The sequence below is a fragment of the Streptomyces sp. NPDC126503 genome, from assembly GCF_040302405.1.
GTDB classification, from domain to species: Bacteria; Actinomycetota; Actinomycetes; order Streptomycetales; family Streptomycetaceae; genus Streptomyces; species Streptomyces gulbargensis.
The window spans coordinates 356522-373461 of record NZ_JBEORS010000001.1 but is presented as its reverse complement, the minus strand read 5'-3'; the positions used below and the strand labels follow the sequence as shown (position 1 = coordinate 373461).

The 16940-nt window shown below is 74.3% G+C and carries 13 protein-coding genes; 8 read left to right on the top strand and 5 right to left on the bottom strand.

From position 1 onward, the window contains the following. Positions 1-8: 8 nt before the first annotated feature. Positions 9-1088 (bottom strand): mechanosensitive ion channel family protein, encoded by a 1080-nt coding sequence (locus tag ABTY40_RS01795; protein ID WP_502990455.1) that lies wholly within the window; start codon positions 1086-1088, stop codon positions 9-11. Positions 1089-1329: 241 nt separating this feature from the next. Here ABTY40_RS01795 and ABTY40_RS01790 point away from each other — a divergent pair, with 241 nt between their 5' ends. Beyond that, positions 1330-1893, top strand: a complete 564-nt coding sequence (locus ABTY40_RS01790) for an HNH endonuclease (protein WP_352057681.1) — start codon at positions 1330-1332, stop codon at positions 1891-1893. Positions 1894-1924: 31 nt separating this feature from the next. Here the strand turns inward: ABTY40_RS01790 and ABTY40_RS01785 are convergent, their stop codons facing one another. Beyond that, the gene (locus ABTY40_RS01785; RefSeq protein WP_352057680.1) at positions 1925-5209 is read right to left on the bottom strand and encodes a glycoside hydrolase family 84 protein; all 3285 of its coding nucleotides are present in this window, start codon (positions 5207-5209) and stop codon (positions 1925-1927) included. 238 nt (positions 5210-5447) lie between these two features. Between ABTY40_RS01785 and ABTY40_RS01780 the strand changes: the two genes are divergently transcribed. Genes ABTY40_RS01780 through ABTY40_RS01770 form a run of 3 tightly spaced genes read left to right on the top strand, consistent with a single transcriptional unit; the run spans position 5448 to position 8066 of the window. Continuing rightward, a complete protein-coding gene (locus ABTY40_RS01780) occupies positions 5448-5714 on the top strand; it encodes a hypothetical protein (protein ID WP_386334882.1) in 267 nt (88 codons plus the stop codon). Between the two features lies 1 nt (position 5715). Further along, entirely contained in the window at positions 5716-7815 is a 2100-nt protein-coding gene (gene malQ / locus ABTY40_RS01775) for a 4-alpha-glucanotransferase (protein WP_352057679.1), read from the top strand. Positions 7816-7835: 20 nt separating this feature from the next. Continuing rightward, positions 7836-8066: a hypothetical protein gene (locus tag ABTY40_RS01770; RefSeq protein WP_309053572.1), complete on the top strand. Its 231-nt coding sequence runs from the start codon at positions 7836-7838 to the stop codon at positions 8064-8066. 90 nt (positions 8067-8156) lie between these two features. Here the strand turns inward: ABTY40_RS01770 and ABTY40_RS01765 are convergent, their stop codons facing one another. Beyond that, on the bottom strand, positions 8157-8687 hold the full coding sequence (locus ABTY40_RS01765; RefSeq protein ID WP_352057678.1) for a MarR family winged helix-turn-helix transcriptional regulator: 531 nt from the start codon (positions 8685-8687) through the stop codon (positions 8157-8159). A gap of 124 nt (positions 8688-8811) precedes the next feature. On the opposite strand from ABTY40_RS01765, the gene ABTY40_RS01760 reads away from it, so the two are divergent. The 4 genes from ABTY40_RS01760 (at position 8812) to alc (ending at position 12884) form a co-directional block, all read left to right on the top strand. Next, entirely contained in the window at positions 8812-9768 is a 957-nt protein-coding gene (locus ABTY40_RS01760) for an EamA family transporter (RefSeq protein ID WP_352057677.1), read from the top strand. 5 nt (positions 9769-9773) lie between these two features. After that, positions 9774-10712 (top strand): DMT family transporter, encoded by a 939-nt coding sequence (locus ABTY40_RS01755; RefSeq protein ID WP_352057676.1) that lies wholly within the window; start codon positions 9774-9776, stop codon positions 10710-10712. A gap of 9 nt (positions 10713-10721) precedes the next feature. Then, positions 10722-11648, top strand: coding sequence for a LysR family transcriptional regulator (locus ABTY40_RS01750; protein ID WP_352057675.1), 927 nt, complete (start codon positions 10722-10724; stop codon positions 11646-11648). 96 nt (positions 11649-11744) lie between these two features. Next, the gene (alc, locus tag ABTY40_RS01745; RefSeq protein ID WP_352057674.1) at positions 11745-12884 is read left to right on the top strand and encodes an allantoicase; all 1140 of its coding nucleotides are present in this window, start codon (positions 11745-11747) and stop codon (positions 12882-12884) included. A 172-nt stretch (positions 12885-13056) separates the two neighbouring features. Here the strand turns inward: alc and pepN are convergent, their stop codons facing one another. Continuing rightward, a complete protein-coding gene (pepN, locus tag ABTY40_RS01740) occupies positions 13057-15633 on the bottom strand; it encodes an aminopeptidase N (RefSeq protein WP_352057673.1) in 2577 nt (858 codons plus the stop codon). Between the two features lie 140 nt (positions 15634-15773). Next, complete coding sequence (locus ABTY40_RS01735) at positions 15774-16790, bottom strand: aspartate-semialdehyde dehydrogenase (RefSeq protein WP_352057672.1); 1017 nt, start codon at positions 16788-16790, stop codon at positions 15774-15776. Positions 16791-16940 lie beyond the last annotated feature (150 nt).

The window sequence follows — 16940 nt, the reverse complement described above, 5'->3', positions numbered from 1 at the left end:
CCGGCGGGCTACTTGTTCAGGTCGGGCCTGGGCAGCGGCGTCGCCGCCGCCGACTGCGGCGACGTGGTCGACGCGAACGCCGAGGGCGCCGCCATGCCCGCCGTCGGGTCGGCGTCCGCCTCGTCCGCCGGCTGCGGCAGCCCGCCCACGATCCGGATGCCCGCCTGGTCCAGGCCCCGCTTGATGCGCCAGCGCAGCTCGCGCTCCACGCCCAGCGCCTTGCCCGGCATCGTCTTCGCCGACACCCGGACCGTCATCGAGTCGATCAGCACCTCGGTCAGACCGAGCACCTCCACCGGCCCCCAGAGGCGCTCGTTCCACGGCTCCTCCTTGGCCATGGCCTCGCCCGCCTCGGTGACCACCGACCGCACCTTGTCCAGGTCCTCCGACGGCCGGACCGTCACGTCCACGCACGCCGTCGCCCAGCCCTGGCTGAGGTTGCCTATGCGCTTGATCTCGCCGTTGCGCACGTACCAGATCTCGCCGTCCACACCCCGCAGCTTCGTCACCCGCAGGCCCACCTCGACGACCTCGCCGGAGGCCACGCCCGCGTCGACCGAGTCACCGACCCCGTACTGGTCCTCCAGGATCATGAAGACACCGGACAGGAAGTCCGTCACCAGGTTCCGGGCGCCGAAACCGATCGCCACACCGGCCACACCGGCCGAGGCGAGCAGCGGAGCCAGGTCGATCTTGAAGGCGCCGAGGATCATCAGGCCGGCCGTGCCCAGGATGAGGAACGACGCGACCGAACGCAGCACCGATCCGATCGCCTCGGACCGCTGCCGCCGCCGCTCGGCGTTGACGAGGAGACCGCCCAGGGCCGTCCCCTCCACCGCCTGCGCCGACCGGTTCATCCGGTCGATCAGCTTCGTCAGGGCACGGCGGACGGCCATCCGCAGCAGGATGGCCACGACCAGGATCAGCAGGATGCGCAGACCGGTGTTGAGCCAGGTGGACCAGTTCTCCTCCACCCAGCCGGCGGCGTTCGTGGCCCTCTCCGCCGCCTCGTCCAGGGTCACCGGCAAGGGCTCGGGTTCGGTGGCAGCCGCCAGGGCGGACCAGGACACGGGACAACCTCCAGGCATCGCGTACGCAGGCCATCCACAGTAACGGGGCCGCGCACCCGGACCCGTGACCCTGTTCGAGGGAGAGACGGACCTCACCCGGGCACGTAGGAGGAGAGAGCTGCCGATGTGGTCGAGAACACCCCCGGCCCGTCACCCCCGTTCCGGATACGTGGTGGCGTTCCGACCAGGCATGAGGAGAGACTGAGAGCAGTTTCGTCCCGGCGCGAGCCACGCGCCGCCGGCGTCATAGGAGGCATCCGTGCCGCACGTCCTGGTCCTGAACGCGTCGTACGAGCCGCTCGGCGTCGTACCGCTCCGCCGCGCACTCGTCCTCGTACTGGAGAACAAGGCCCTCTGCATCGAGGAGTCCGGCGCCTTCCTGCACAGCGAGACCCAAGTCGTCCCCGCGCCCAGCGTGGTGCGGCTGAAACGCTTCGTGCGGGTCCCCTACCGGGGGCCCGTTCCCTTGACCCGCAGAGCCCTCTTCGCCCGGGACGGCGGGCGGTGCATGTACTGCGGGGGCGTCGCCACCAGCGTCGACCACGTCATCCCGCGCAGCCGGGGCGGCACCCACGCGTGGGACAACGTGGTGGCGGCCTGCCGCCGCTGCAACCACGTCAAGGCCGACCGGCACCTGCGCGAGCTGGGCTGGCGGCTGCGCCACCCACCCGCCCCGCCGACGGGCCTGGCCTGGCGGATCATCGGGACCGGACACCGGGACCCCCGCTGGCTGCCGTACCTCAAGGCGTTCGGCGCCGAGGACGTGATGGCCCGGATCGACGCCGTCGCCGACACCCCCGAAGGGGCGTTGACGACCGGTTGATCCGGGCCTTTCGCGTACCGGGGGAGACCTCCTAGGGGGTCTCCTCCGGTGCCGTCGTCCGGTCGGCCGCGTCCGCCGGGGCGTCCGGCGCCTGAGCCGGAGGCGCCGCGGATTCCTCCGGCGTGCCCGCGTCCGGGGACTCCGGCGCGGGCGGGGCCGCCGGGGAGCCGCCGGCCTCGGGTGTCTCCGGTGCCTCCGGGCCCTCCCCGGGCCGGGCCGGCTCCGCCACCGCGTACGTCTCCACGGACCAGAGCGAGTAGCCGTACCGGGTCGCCCGGGCCTCGCCGCGCACCCGCAGGAAGCGGGTGTCCGCCGCGTCCATCCGCACCGACTCCCGGCCGCCCCGCCCGTCCTCGACGCGCGTGGCCGTGCGCCAGGTGCGGCCGTCCGGTGACACCTCCACCCGGTAGCGGGAGGCGTACGCGTCCTGCCAGTGCAGCACCACCCGCCCTATCCGGGCCGGGGCGGGCAGCTCCAGCTGCCACCAGGCGTCGTCCTGGGCCGGGGAGGACCAGCGGGTCGCCGGATCGCCGTCCACCGCCGAGGAGGCCGGGAAGTCCGGGGTCTCGTCGCCCGAGGACGTCGCCTTCGCCGCCCGCGCCAGGTCGGGGCCGGCCGTGCGCGGGAACGCCCGCACGGTCAGCACCCGCTCCTCGCCCGCGAAGGAGATTGGCACCCGGTACGCGCCGGCCGGCGCGTCCCCCGCCACCGACACCTCCAGCGGCACCGTCGTCCGGGTGCCCCGCTCCACCACCGTCCGCCGCGGCACCCGTACGGAGACGCCCTTCGGCGCCTTCGCCGTGACCGCCCCGGCGACCTCGCCCGCGCGCACACCCGACAGCTCCAGGTCCACCCGCTGCGCCGCGCCGCCGATCTCGGCGTCCGTCTCCGGCCGCTTCAGGTCCAGGCCGGCGCGCGGACCGTCCGCGAACCACGGCACCAGGGAGCGCACCTCGGGCGGAGCGCCCTCGCCCCACACCACCCGCAGCGCGTCCGCGCGCAGCCCCTTCGGCTCCGGCTGCGTCCAGCCGCCGGACGCGAGCGGCCCCAGGGAGCGCCAGCCCTCGCCCGGGACGTACGCCTCCACGCGCGCGTGCCCGTCGCCCGTGCCCGGCACCGTGAGCACCGTCACGGCCTCCAGGGCCCGCGGGCGGTCCAGCCGCACCGTGTACGCGCCGGCCGTGCGCTCGGCCCGCCGCGCCTCGGGCCGGCCGGTCCCCGTCCAGGCCGCCGACTCGGCGAGCACCGCGTCGAGGAACGGGCCGAGCACCCCGGCGCCGACCGTCACCTGCCCGGGCTCCAGGGACGCACGCAGCGGCTCCAGGCGCAGCCGGGCCCGCCAGGCCGCCGCCCCGTCGCCCCGGTCCTGGGCGAGCAGCATGTCGACCGCCGCCTCACCGGCCCGGCCGTACCGGGAGAGCCGCTCCAGCCACGGGCCGGTCTCGTCGCCCAGCGCGCCCCCCGCGGTGCCCGCGAGCCGCCGCGGGGCCTCGCCCATCACCGTGAACGCGGCCCGCAGCTCCCGCGCGGCCTTCTCCCGCGCCGCCTTCTCCCCGGGGCCCGTGCCCGGAAGGGCGCGGGAGGAGCGGAAGGCGGCCAGGAGCGGCTTCAGATAGGCCGACTCGGCGCCCGGCGCGAGGATCGAGGAGGCGTCGTTCCCGGCGAGCGCCCACAGGGCCTCGCGGGCCGCCGGGTCCGGGCCCGCGAGGTCGTCGACGGCCGCCCGCCAGGACTCCTGGGGCCGGTAGCCCTTCGGGTTCCAGGCGTAGTCGGCGGCGGTGAACAGCGGCACCCGCGAGGCCACCGGCTGCTCCATCGCGTGGGCGAGGAAGGCGGCGGACCCGGCGGCCACGGCCGGTTCGCGGCCGGTGTGCGGTCCGAGGAAGAGACGGTCCTGCGCGTAGTCGTTGACCGGGTAGTTGTCCATGGTGACCAGCGGGTGGCCGCCCAGGGCCGCGCGGACCCCGGCCATCTCGCCACCGGTGATGGTGCGCGGCACCACCCCGACGCCGGTCCAGGCCACCCGCACGCGCGCGTCGAGCGCCCCGGCGAGCGCCGTCCGGTAGGCGGTGGCGCCGTCCTGGAAGTACTCCGTCGGCATCACCGTCAGCGGCTCGGCGCCCGGGTACCGCTCGGCCAGGTGCCGGGCGACGGTGTTCGCCACGCGCGCGTGCGCGGTGGCGGCGCCCGCCGCGTCCCGCCCGAAGACCTCGGCGTCCCGGGCGCAGTGCCACTCGCCGTACCCGGCGTCCTGGAACTGGAGCTGGAACGAGCGGAAGCCGAGCTCCCACATCGCGTCGAGCTTCCGCGTCAGGGCCCGTACGTCGGCGTCCGAGGCGAGGCACATGGACTGGGCGGGCGCCACGGCCCAGCCGAGCGTCACGTGGTTGGCGCGGGCCCGCTCGGCGAGCGCCCGGAACTCCGCGCGCCGCTCCGCCGGGTAGGGCTCGCGCCACTGCGCCTGGCGGTACGGGTCGTCACCGGGTGCGTAGAGGTACCGGTTCTGCTTGGTGCGGCCCAGGAAGTCGAGGTGCGCGAGCCGCTGCTCCGCGGTCCACGGGGTGCCGTAGAAGCCCTCGGTGACACCGCGCTCCGCCGTGCCCGGCCAGTCGCGGACGACGACGCCCGGGATCTCCCGGCCGCCGCCGAGGAGCTGGCGCACCGTCTGCACGGCGTGGAACAGACCGTCCTCGCCCACCCCGTCCAGGGCGAGCGTGTCCCGGCCGCCGGGGCGCCCGGTCGCCAGCCGATAGCCGCCGCGCGGCAGGTCGAGCCGCTCAGGCACCCGCAGCGCGCGCAGCGCCTCCGCGGCTCCGGAGACCCCTTCGCCGGACGGCCCGGCGGCCCGGATCACGGGCCCCGCGCCGGGCAGCGCGGTGTGGACGGTCCGTACCCCGGCCCCGCGCAGCAGTTCCCGCAGGGCGGCGAGCGCGTACGGATCGGCGTCGGCGTCCGCGAGCAGCGTCACCTCGTCCCCGAGACGTACGGAGGGGCCGCCGGCGGTCAGCGACTGGGGCCGGGGCCAGACGGCGGGAGCGCCGTTGGAGGAGGTGGCGGTCCCGGTCCCCGGGGCCTTCGCCGCTTCCCGGCCCGCCGGCGCCTCCTGGCCCCGCGGCGTTCCCGCGCTCGCCGGTGCTCCGGGGGCCGGCGACGTCCCGGGGTTCGGTGACGTTCCCGGGTTCTGCGGTGCCACCGGCGCGAGAGGTGAGCGGGGGGCGTGCGGCGCGGCCTGCGCCACCCCGGGGGCGGGGCCTGAGAGAAGGCCGCCGATCACCGCCGCGGCCACCGCCGTCGCGGTCCGCTTCCTGCGCCCCACAAGGACTCCCTTCGGCCCGTTCACTTGCCCGGATGCCCCGGCTGCCCGGTCGCCGCCTGCCCGGCCACGCCCTCCGACGGGCGCGTGGCCGGGCGTGCGGCGGGTCACGAGCGGGTTACGACCCCACCACCCGTCGCACTGGGGTGTCAATGTGCGGGGGCGATGTGTCGGCTTTGCCCGTCGATCCTTCGGCGAGGTGACGTCACTTCGCCACAATCCGCCGGTAAAACGAGGAGCGATGGGTAGGGCTTCAGTCGTTGTGCCCTGGTCCCACCCGCCGAGACGACACCCGGGAGACCCCGTGCCCCCCACCGCCCCCCACCACGCCGGACGGATACGGATTCCCCGTCAGAGCGAGCCCGGCGCCGGACCGTTGACCAGCGAGCCGCCGCTCGCCGCCGCCGCGCCCCTCACCAGCGAACCGCCCCTCACCGGGGCGGCCCCCCTCACCAGCGAAGCCACCGCCCCCGGCACCGCGGGCGGCGCGGAGTCCCCCGGAGTGTGAAGTGACCCTGGCCCGTCTCGCCGCCCGCCACGGCGTCGCCACCGAGTACAGCCCCTCTCCAGGCGTCACCGTCCGCGTGCCGGACGCCACCGTGGTCGCGGTCCTCGGCGCCCTGGGGGTGGACGCCACCACCCCGGAGGCGGTCGCCGCCGCCCTCGGCGCGGCGGAACGGGCCGAGCGGGAACGGCTGCTGCCGCCCACGCTGGTCCGCCACCGTGACGGCGAACCGGTCCGGCCCCCGGCCGGTCTGCCGCCCGGGACCCGGCTCCGGGTCACCATCGAGACGGGCGGCACCCACACCGGCCCCGACTGGGACGCCCTGCCCCCCGGCGTCCACACCGTGACGGCCGAGGCCCCCGACGGACGCACCGCCACCAGCACCCTGATCGTCGCCCCCGCGCGCGTGCCCGGCCCCGGCCGGCGGGGTTACGGGCTCCTCGTCCAGCTGTACTCGCTGCTCTCCACCCGCTCCTGGGGCATGGGCGACCTCGGCGACCTGCGCGAGCTGGCCGACTGGGCGGGCCGCGTCCACGGAGCGTCCTTCCTCCAGGTCAACCCGCTGCACGCGGGCGTGCCCGGCGCCCCCTCCGACCCCTCCCCGTACCGGCCCTCCTCCCGCCGCTTCCCCGACCCGGTCCACCTGCGGATCGAGGACGTCCCCGAGTACCGCCACCTCGGCCCCGAGCACCGCGAGGAACTCGACCGGATCCTCGCCGAGGCCACCGAACTGCGCGAACGGGTCCTCAAGGGCGCCCTGATCGACCGGGACGCCGTCTGGGCGCTCAAGCTGCGGGCCCTGGAGCTGATCGTCACCGGCGTCGATCTCGGCCCCGGGCGGCGCGCCGACTACCACGACTTCCTCGCCGAGCGCGGGCGTGCCCTGGAGGACCACGCCACCTATCTGGCCCTCGCCGAGCGGTACGGCCACCACTGGCGCTCATGGCCCGAGCAGCTGCGCACCCCGCGCGGCGCCGAGGCCGTCGTCCACGCCGACGCGGAACTCGCCGCCCGGGTCGACCTCCACTGCCGCCTGGCCTGGCTGACGGACCGGCAGCTCGCCGGGGCGGCGGCCGCCGCCCGCGAGGCCGGCATGGCGGTCGGGATCATCCACGACCTGGCCGTCGGCGTGCACCCCGAGGGCTCCGACGTCTGGGCGCGCCAGGGCGACTTCGCCGCCGGCATGTCGGTCGGCGCCCCGCCCGACGCGTTCAACGCGCGCGGCCAGGACTGGGGCCTGCCGCCCTGGCGCCCCGACGCCCTCGCCGCCGCCGGCTACGCCCCGTACCGCGCGCTCCTGCGCGAACTCCTCCGCCACGCGGGTGCCCTGCGCATCGACCACGTGATGGGCCTGTTCCGGCTCTGGTGGGTGCCGGAGGGCCGTGAGCCCGCCGAGGGCACCTACGTCCGCCACGACGCCGAGGCGATGCTCGCCGTCCTCGTCCTGGAGGCGCACCGGGCCGGCGCCCTCGTCATCGGCGAGGACCTGGGCACGGTCGAACCGGGCGTACGGGAGACGCTGGCCCGGCGCGGTGTCCTCGGGACCTCCGTGCTCTGGTTCGAACGCGACTGGGCGGGCGGTGGCCGGCCGCTCGCGCCGGAGTCCTGGCGGGCCGACTGCGTGGCCACCGCAACCACCCACGACCTGCCGTCCACGGCGGCCCGGCTCTCCGGCGACCACGTGGCCCTGCGGCAGCGGCTCGGCCTGCTGCCCGGGGACCCGGAGCGGGAGCGGGCGGCGGACGCGGCCGAGACCGCCGAATGGCTCGGCCTCTTCCAGCGGCAGGGCATGCTCCCGGAGGGCCGGGGCGAGGAGGAGGCCTCCGTCCGGGCCGTCCACCGCTTCCTGTGCGCCACGCCGGCCCGGCTGGTGGGGGTGTGGCTGCCGGATCTCGTGGGGGACCGCAGACCGCAGAACCTCCCCGGCACCTGGGACCAGTACCCCAACTGGCGGCTGCCCGTCGCCGACCCCGGAGGGCAGCCGGTCACCCTGGAACGGATCGCCGCCTCCCCCCGCGCCCACGCGCTGCTGCGGGTCGTCCGGGACGGCACCGGGGCCCCGGCCGGAGCCCGTACGGCACCCCCGGACGCGCGGCCCGTTTAGGTGTTCGCTACGTTTGCACCGTGGACAAGAAGAACGCCCTGCGCGCCGGCGCCGTCGCGGCCGGTACGACGCTGATGATGCTGCTCATGTCGTCCCCCGCGCTCGCGCTGACCCGCGACGACGGTGACGACCCGGCCCCCAAGCTGGAGGTCGTCGAGACCCTCGGTCTCTTCGTGGTGGCCCCGCTGGTGCTGTTCCTGGTCATCACCGGCCTGGTGATGGTGCTCGACAAGTCCCGCAAGAAGGCCTGACCGCCTCCCTCTCCTTCCCCGCGAGGGCGCCGCACGGTACGACGTACCGCGCGGCGCCCTCGCCTGCGTGCGCCCTCGCTCCCGCCCGCCTCAGGCGGTGGTCGCGAGCAGTTTGCGGAGCAGGGCGGCCAGCTGGTCCGCCTCCTCCTCGGTGAGCGCCGACTCCAGGGCCTCACGCTGGCGTTCGAGGCCCGCGCCGACCGCCTGGTCCACCAGCTCCCGTCCGCGTTCGGTGAGCGTGACCCGCAGTCCGCGCCGGTCGTTCGGGTCGGGGCTGCGGGTGAGCAGTCCGGCCTTCTCCAGCTTGTCGAGCCGGCCCGTCATCCCGCCGGTGGTGATCATCAGGGTGGCGGTCAGCTCCCGCGGTGACAGCGTGTACGGCTCCCCGGACCTGCGCAGGGTGGCCAGCACGTCGAACTCCCCGAGCGCCATGCCGTAGGGCGCGTACGCCTTGTCGACCTTCCCGCGCATCGCGGCGGCCAGCCGGTAGATCCGTCCGAAGACCGCCATGGGGAGCGTGTCGAGATCGGGGCGGACCGCCGCCCACTGGTCGGTGATGGCGTCGACGGCGTCGTGGGCCGGCCCGGAGGGGTGCCCCGGGCCCGGGATGTGCTTCTCCATGTCCCCAGTCTTCCCTTCCCCCTGACTCGAAAGCAAGAAAGACACTTGCAAGTAAGTAGCTTAGTGGTAAGTTAATTACTGCCAAGGCGCTTCGGTGCCGTCGCTCACCGCAGGGGGAACCGTCATGTCCCGCAAGGCCGCCGTCGTCGCGCTCACCGCCCTCGCCCCCATCTCCTGGGGCTCGACCTACTTCGTCACCACCGAGTTCCTGCCGCCCGACCGGCCCCTGTTCACCGGCCTGATGCGCGCCCTGCCCGCCGGGCTGCTCCTCCTCGCGCTCACCCGGAAGCTGCCGAAGGGCGCCTGGTGGTGGAAGGCCGCGGTCCTCGGCGCCCTCAACATCGGCGCCTTCTTCCCCCTGCTGTTCCTCGCCGCGTACCGGCTGCCCGGGGGTCTCGCCGCCGTCGTGGGCTCGGTCGGTCCGCTCTTCGTCGTCGGCCTCGCCGCCCTCGTCCTCGGCGACCGTCCCAGCGTCCGCTCCCTGCTCACCGCCGTCGCCGCGGCCTTCGGCGTCAGTCTCGTCGTCCTCAAGGCGGGGGCCGCCTTCGATCTCGTCGGCGTGGGCGCCGGGCTGCTCTCCGCGCTCTCCATGTCCGCCGGTGTCGTCCTCACCAAGCGCTGGGGCCGCCCCGAGGGTGTCGGCGCCCTCGCCCTCACCGGCTGGCAGCTCACCGCCGGCGGTCTGGTCATCCTGCCCCTCGCCCTCGCGATCGAGGGCGCGCCGCCGGTCCTGACCGGAACCCATCTGGCCGGCTACGCCTACCTCGCCTTCGGCAACACCGCCGTCTCCTACTTCCTCTGGTTCCGCGGCATCGAGCGGCTCGGTGCCTCCTCCGCCACGCTGCTCGGCCCGCTCTCGCCGATCACCGCCGCCGTCATCGGCTGGGCCGCGCTCGGCCAGGCCCTCGGGCCGGTCCAGGTGCTCGGCATGGTCATCGCCTTCGGCGCCACCGTGGCCGCACAGCTGACCCCCCGTAACGCCTCCCCGGCCCCGGCCCCGACGCGGAAAATGTTCACTTATTCTGAAAGGAACGGTCAGGAAGTTTCGATGGACCTGGAGGTTTCCGGGATGCGACGGTAGCGGGCATGACCTCCACCACCGCTCGCCTCCCCACCACCGCTGACGACAGCCCCACCGACTCCGCGAGGCCGGCGCCCGCCAAGGGCGCCGGCCTCGGTCTGCTCCTCGCCCTCCTCGCCACCGTCGTCTGGTCCGGCAGCTTCGTCGCCACCCGCGACCTGGCCGACTCCGTCCCGCCCGTCCAGGCCGTCTTCTGGCGCTGGATCATCGCCCTCGCCGCCGTCGCGCCCTTCGCCGTCCGCCCCTTCTGGCGGCAGCGCAAGCTCCTTGGCCGCCACCTCGGCTTCCTCGCCCTGGCCTCCCTCTTCGGCGTCGCGCTCTACAACACGCTGGTCCACCAGGCGGGCCTCACCACCTCCGCCACCAACATGGGCATGATCATGGCCGCCTCCCCGGTGATCATGGCGGTGTACGCCCGCTGCGGCGGCGAACGCCTCGGCCCCCGCCGCGTCCTCGGCACCGCCGTGGCCGTCGTCGGCGTCCTCCTGCTCGTCGGCAAGGGAAGGCTCACGATCGACTTCGCGGCGGGCGACCTGTGGATGTTCGCCGCGGCCCTCTCCTTCGCCTCCTACAGCGCCCTGCTCAAGCGCAGGCCCGAGGGGATCGACCCGCTCGCCTTCCTCTTCGCCACCTTCCTGCTCGGCGCGCTGATGCTCGCCCCGGCCTACGGCGTCTCCCTCGCCGTCCAGGGCGGCTTCCCCGTCACGCCCGGCACCGCCGGACCCCTGCTGTACGTCGGTGTGTTCTCCTCCGCGGTCGCCTTCTTCGCCTGGAACCGGGCGATCTCCCTCGTCGGGGCCGCCCGCGCCGGAGTCGTCTACTACCTCCAGCCCGTGTGCGTCGCCCTCCTCTCCGCCGCCCTCCTCGGCGAACGGCTCGGCCTCCTCGGCGGCGTCAGCATGGTGCTCATCCTCGGCGGAGTCGCCCTCAGCTCCGCCCGGTAGGTTGCGGCCATGACCGAGTGGGACATCAAGAAACTGCACATCCTGCGCACCCTCCGCGACCGCGGCACCGTGACCGCCACCGCCGAGGCGCTGCGCATGACCCCTTCGGCCGTCTCCCAGCAGCTCACCAACCTCGCCCGGCAGCTCGGCGTCCCGCTCCTGGAGGCCCATGGCCGGCGCGTCCGGCTCACCGACGCCGCCCATCTGGTCCTGCGGCACGCCGAAGCCGTGTTCGCCCAGCTGGAACGGGCCGGAGCCGAACTCGACGCGCACGTCAGGGGCGAGGCGGGCCGGTTCCGGATCGCCGCCTTCTCCACCGCCGTGCCCGCCCTGGTGGTCCCCGCCGTCCAGAGCCTCCGCGCCGACCACCCCGGCCTGGACGTCCGCGTCCACGAGGCCGAGGCGGCCGAGGCGTACGAACTCCTGGCCGGCGGCGAGGCCGACCTGGCGCTCTCGCTCGCCGCCCACGCCCCCACCGCCCGGGACCCCCAGTTCGGCCGGATCCCGCTGCTCGCCGACCCCCTCGACGTCGCCCTGCCCGCCGGACACCCGCTCGCCGAAGCGCCCGGCCTGCGCCTCGCCGACCTCTCCGGCGAGCCCTGGATCTTCGGCGGCTCCGGCCCCTGGTCCGAGATCACCACCGCGGCCTGCGAGGCGGCCGGCTTCGTCCCCGAACAGGCCCACAGCGCCGCCGGCTGGACCGCCATCCTCGCCATGGTCGAGGCCGGGATGGGGGTCGCCCTCGTCCCGCGCATGGCCTCCGCCGAACGCCGCGGCGGCACCGGCTCCGGCGTCGTCATGCGGGTCCTCGCCGCCGACCAGCCCCGCCGTCACGTCGTCGCGGCCGTCCGGGGCGGCGCCGAGGAGGGGCCGGCCGTGGCCCGGGTCCTGCACGCCCTGCGGCTGGCCGCGGGCCGGCGCGAGACCGTCCACTGACGGCCCGCTCCCCGGGCCAACCTTTCGAGAAAACTGAACAGGACCGTCGAAAACATTCGATGGACCTCCGGTGTCGGGGCGCGGGAGAGTCGGACCATGACGACCTCCGCAGGGAACACCGCCCCCGAGAACCAGGACCCGCACGCCAACGACGCCGCCCCCTACTCCGGCGGCGACCCCTACGCCGACTACCGCGCCGGTGACTTCCCCTTCACCGAGCTCGTCGACCTGGCCGACCGCCGCCTCGGCGCCGGCGTCGTCGCCGCCAACGACGAGTTCTTCGCCGAGCGCGAGAACCTCCTCGTCCGCGAGCGCGCCGTCTTCGACCCGGAGCACTTCGGCCACAAGGGCAAGATCATGGACGGCTGGGAGACCCGCCGCCGCCGGGGCGCCGACGCCGAGAACGTCTTCCCCGCCGCCGACGACCACGACTGGGCGATCGTCCGCCTCGGCGCCCCCGGCGTGATCCGCGGCATCGTCGTCGACACGGCCCACTTCCGCGGCAACTACCCGCAGCGGGTCAGCGTGCAGGCCACCGCCGTCGAGGGCTCGCCCAGCCCGGCGGAACTCCTCGACGCGAAGTGGGAGGAGCTCGTCCCGCCCACCCCCGTCCGGGGCCACGCCGCCAACGGCTTCACCGTCGACAGCGAGCGCCGCTGGACCCACATCCGCCTCTGCCAGCACCCGGACGGCGGCATCGCCCGCCTGCGCGTCCACGGCGAGGTCGTGCCCGACCCCGAGTGGCTGGAACTCCTCGGCACCCTCGACCTGATCTCCGTCCTCAACGGCGGCGTGTACGAGGACGCCTCGGACAAGTTCTACTCCTCGCCCACCCAGATCATCCTGCCGGGCACGTCCCGCAAGATGGACGACGGCTGGGAGAACCGCCGCCGCCGCGTCCGGGGCACCAACGACTGGGTCCGCTTCCGCCTCGCCGCCCAGGGTGCCGTCCGCGCCGTGGAGATCGACACCGCCTACCTCAAGGGCAACTCGGCCGGCTGGATCGCCCTGCACGGCCGCAACGGCGAGACCGGCGAATGGTTCGAGATCATCCCCCGCACCCGCCTCCAGCCCGACACCCCGCACCGCTTCAAGCTCCCGGCCCAGGCGGTCGTCACCCACGTCCGCCTCGACGCCTTCCCCGACGGCGGCGTCGCCCGGATGCGGCTGCACGGCACCCTCACGGAGCAGGGCGCGGCCGACCTGCGCGCCCGCTACGAGCGCCTGAGCGGCTGAGCCCGAGCGCCTGACCGCCCCCGGGCGTCAGGCACGAGACCTCCGCCCGGCGGCGCGGCCGCGCGCCGACGCCCGCCCGCCGGGCGGATTCCAGACACGGCAGAAGGGGCGCCCCCGGGGGGAGGCGCCCCTTCTGCCGTACGCCGGCGAAACGCCGTACGCCGGCGGTCCGCTAGACGGCGGCGGCCGCGTCCGCGGCCTGGGCCCTCAGGGCCCGCTCCACACCCGCGCGGCTCTCCGTCACCAGACGCCGCAGCGCCGGCACCGGCCGGTGCTCCGCGATCCACGCGTCGGTCGCGTCCAGCGTCTCCTGGGACACCTGCAGCGTCGGGTAGAGCCCGACCACGATCTGCTGGATCATCTCGTGGCTGCGGGTCTCCGCGACCCGCTTGATCGAGGCGAAGTACTTCTCCGTGTACGGGGCGAGCAGCTCACGCTGGTCGGGCTGGACGAACCCGGCGATCACCGCCTCCTGCACCGCGTTCGCCAGCTTGTCGTCCTCGACGACCGACGCCCAGGCCTCCGCCTTCGCCGCCTCCGTCGGACGGGCCGCCCGCGCGGTGGCCGCGTGGCGCTCGCCCGCCGCCGTCCGGTCGCGCTCCAGCTCGGCGGCGATCTCCGTCTCGTCGTAGACGCCGGCCGCGGCCAGCCGCTGCACGAACGCCCAGCGCAGCTCGGCGTCGACGGCCAGGCCCTCGATGGTCTCGCGGCCCTCCAGGAGCGCGGCCAGCAGGTCGAGCTGCTGCGGGGTACGGGCGGTCGCGGCGAAGGCCCGCGCCCACGCCAGCTGGTGGTCGCTGCCCGGCTCGGCCGCCTGGAGGTGCGCCAGGGTCGCCTCCGTCCAGCGCGACAGACCCGTCTCCCGCCACTGCGGGGCCGCGTACAGCTCCAGGGCGGCCTTCACCTGGCCCTGGAGGGACTGCACCACGCCGATGTCGGACTCCTTGGCGATGCCGGAGAGCACCAGCTCCAGGTAGTCGCGGGTGGCCATCTCGCCGTCGCGGGTCATGTCCCAGGCGGAGGCCCAGCACAGGGCGCGCGGCAGCGACTCGGCGAAGTCGCCGAGGTGCGCGGTGACGTGGGCGAGGGACACCTCGTCGAGGCGGACCTTCGCGTACGACAGGTCGTCGTCGTTCAGGAGCACGACCGCCGGGCGGGCCTTGCCGACCAGCTCCGGCACCTCGGTCGAGGCGGCCGCGGCGATGTCCAGCTCCAGGCGGTCGGTGCGGACCAGCTTGCCGGTGCCGTTCAGCTCGTAGAAGCCGATCGCGATCCGGTGCGGGCGCAGCACGGCCTCGCCCTTGGCGCCGGCGGGCAGCGCGGGGGCCTCCTGGCGCACCGCGAACGAGGTGATGACCCCGTTCTCGTCGGTCTCGATCTCCGGGCGGAGGACGTTGATGCCGGCCGTCTCCAGCCAGGCCTTCGACCAGGCCGTCAGGTCGCGGCCGGAGGTCTCCTCCAGCGCGCCGAGCAGGTCGGCGAGGCGCGTGTTGCCGAAGGCGTGCCGCTTGAAGTAGGCCTGCACGCCGGAGAAGAAGGCGTCCTCGCCGACGTAGGCGACGAGCTGCTTGAGGACCGAGGCGCCCTTGGCGTACGTGATGCCGTCGAAGTTGACGAGCACGTCCTCCAGGTCGTTGATCTCGGCCATGATCGGGTGCGTGGACGGCAGCTGGTCCTGGCGGTAGGCCCAGGTCTTCTCCGCGTTGGCGAAGGTGGTCCACGCGTGCGGCCAGCGGGTGCCGGGGACGGCGGCCTGGCAGGCGACCGAGGTGAAGGTCGCGAACGACTCGTTCAGCCAGAGGTCGTTCCACCACTCCATGGTGACGAGGTCGCCGAACCACATGTGGGCCAGCTCGTGCAGGATGGTCTCGGCCCGGCGCTCGTACGCCGCGTCCGTCACCTTCGAGCGGAAGACGTACTGGTCGCGGATGGTGACCGCGCCCGCGTTCTCCATCGCGCCCGCGTTGAACTCCGGCACGAACAGCTGGTCGTACTTGGCGAACGGGTAGTCGTACGCGAACTTCTCCTGGAACCAGTCGAAGCCCTGGCGCGTGACGTCGAAGATGTGGTCCGCGTCGAGGAACTCGGCCAGCGAGGGGCGGCAGTAGATGCCGAGCGGGACGGTCCGGCCGTCCTTCTCGTACGTCGAGTGCACCGCGTGGTACGGGCCGGCGACGAGCGCCGTGATGTACGTGGAGATGCGCGGGGTCGGCTCGAAGACCCACACGCCGTCCTTGGGCTCCGGGGTCGGCGAGTTCGAGACGACCGTCCAGCCCTCCGGGGCCTTCACGGTGAACTGGAAGGTCGCCTTCAGGTCGGGCTGCTCGAAGGAGGCGAAGACCCGCCGCGCGTCCGGCACCTCGAACTGGGTGTAGAGGTAGACCTGGTCGTCGACCGGGTCGACGAAGCGGTGCAGGCCCTCACCGGTGTTCGTGTACGCGCAGTCCGCGACGACCCGGAGCTCGTTCCGGCCGGCCTTCAGGTGCCGCAGGGCGATCCGGGAGTCCCGGAAGACGGCGGCCACGTCCAGCGACCTGCCGTTCAGGACGGCCTCGTGGACGGCGGGCGCGACGAGGTCGACGAAGGTCTCGGCACCCTCCTCGGCGGCGTCGAAGCGGACGGTGGTGACGGACCGGTAGGTGCCGCCCTCCTGCGCACCGGAGAGGTCGAGTTCGACCTCGTACGCGTCCACGGTGAGCAGCGCCGCCCGCTGCTGCGCCTCTTCGCGGGTCAGGTTCGTGCCAGGCACCCGGTCAACTCCTCGGTTTCGTGACGTTTGGGCCATCCTTCCACGGGGCCCGCCGGAGGCGCACGGAACATTTCCCAGGGCGAACAGGCGAAAGGGCGGCCACCCGAACGGGTGCCGCCCTCACCGGGTCCGTACCGGCGTCAGCCCTTGAGCTCCGCCGCGACGAGCTCCGCGATCTGCACCGCGTTCAGCGCGGCGCCCTTGCGCAGGTTGTCGTTGGAGACGAACAGCGCGAGGCCGTTCTCGACCGTCTCGTCCACGCGGATGCGGCCGACGTACGAGGCGTCCTTGCCGGCGGCCTGGAGCGGGGTCGGGATCTCGGAGAGCTCGACGCCCTCGGCGTCCTTGAGCAGCTCGTAGGCGCGCTCGACGCCGATCGGGCGCGCGAAGCGGGCGTTCACCTGGAGGGAGTGGCCGGAGAAGACCGGGACGCGCACACAGGTGCCGGAGACCTTGAGGTCCGGGATCTCCAGGATCTTGCGGGACTCGTGGCGGAGCTTCTGCTCCTCGTCGGTCTCGTGCGAGCCGTCGTCGACGAGGTTGCCCGCGAGCGGCAGCACGTTGAAGGCGATCGGCCGGCGGTAGACGCCGGGCTCCGGGTAGGCGACGGCCTCGCCGTCGTGGGTGAGCTCGGTGGCGCGGTCGGCGACGGCCTTGATCTGGCCGTCCAGCTCGGCGACGCCGGCCACGCCGGAGCCGGAGACGGCCTGGTAGGTGGTGGCGACGAGCGCGGTCAGGCCGGCCTCCTCGTGGAGCGGCTTGAGGACCGGCATGGCGGCCATGGTGGTGCAGTTCGGGTTCGCGATGATCCCCTTGGGGCGGTCCTTGACCGCGTGCGGGTTCACCTCGGACACGACGAGGGGAACCTCGGGGTCACGGCGCCACGCGGAGGAGTTGTCGATCACGACGGCGCCCTGGGAGGCGACCTTTTCGGCCAGGGCCTTGGAGGTGGCGCCGCCGGCCGAGAAGAGAACGATGTCCAGGCCGGTGTAGTCGGCGGTGGACGCGTCCTCGACGGTGATCCCGTCCACGACGGTGCCGGCGGAGCGGGCGGAGGCGAGCAGGCGCAGCTCGTCCACCGGGAAGTTCCGCTCGGCCAGGATCCTGCGCATGACTGTGCCGACCTGACCGGTGGCTCCGACGATTCCGACCTTCACGGGGACTCCTCCGTACGAATGTGCAGGCTGCTGCCGTCCATGATGCGCGTCTTCCGGCCCGCCTTGTCCAATCCATTGTCCAAGGGCCGGGACGGATGCCGGACGTGACACCGGACACGCCGTGCCGTGGGCGGGCGTGCCCGGGGAGAC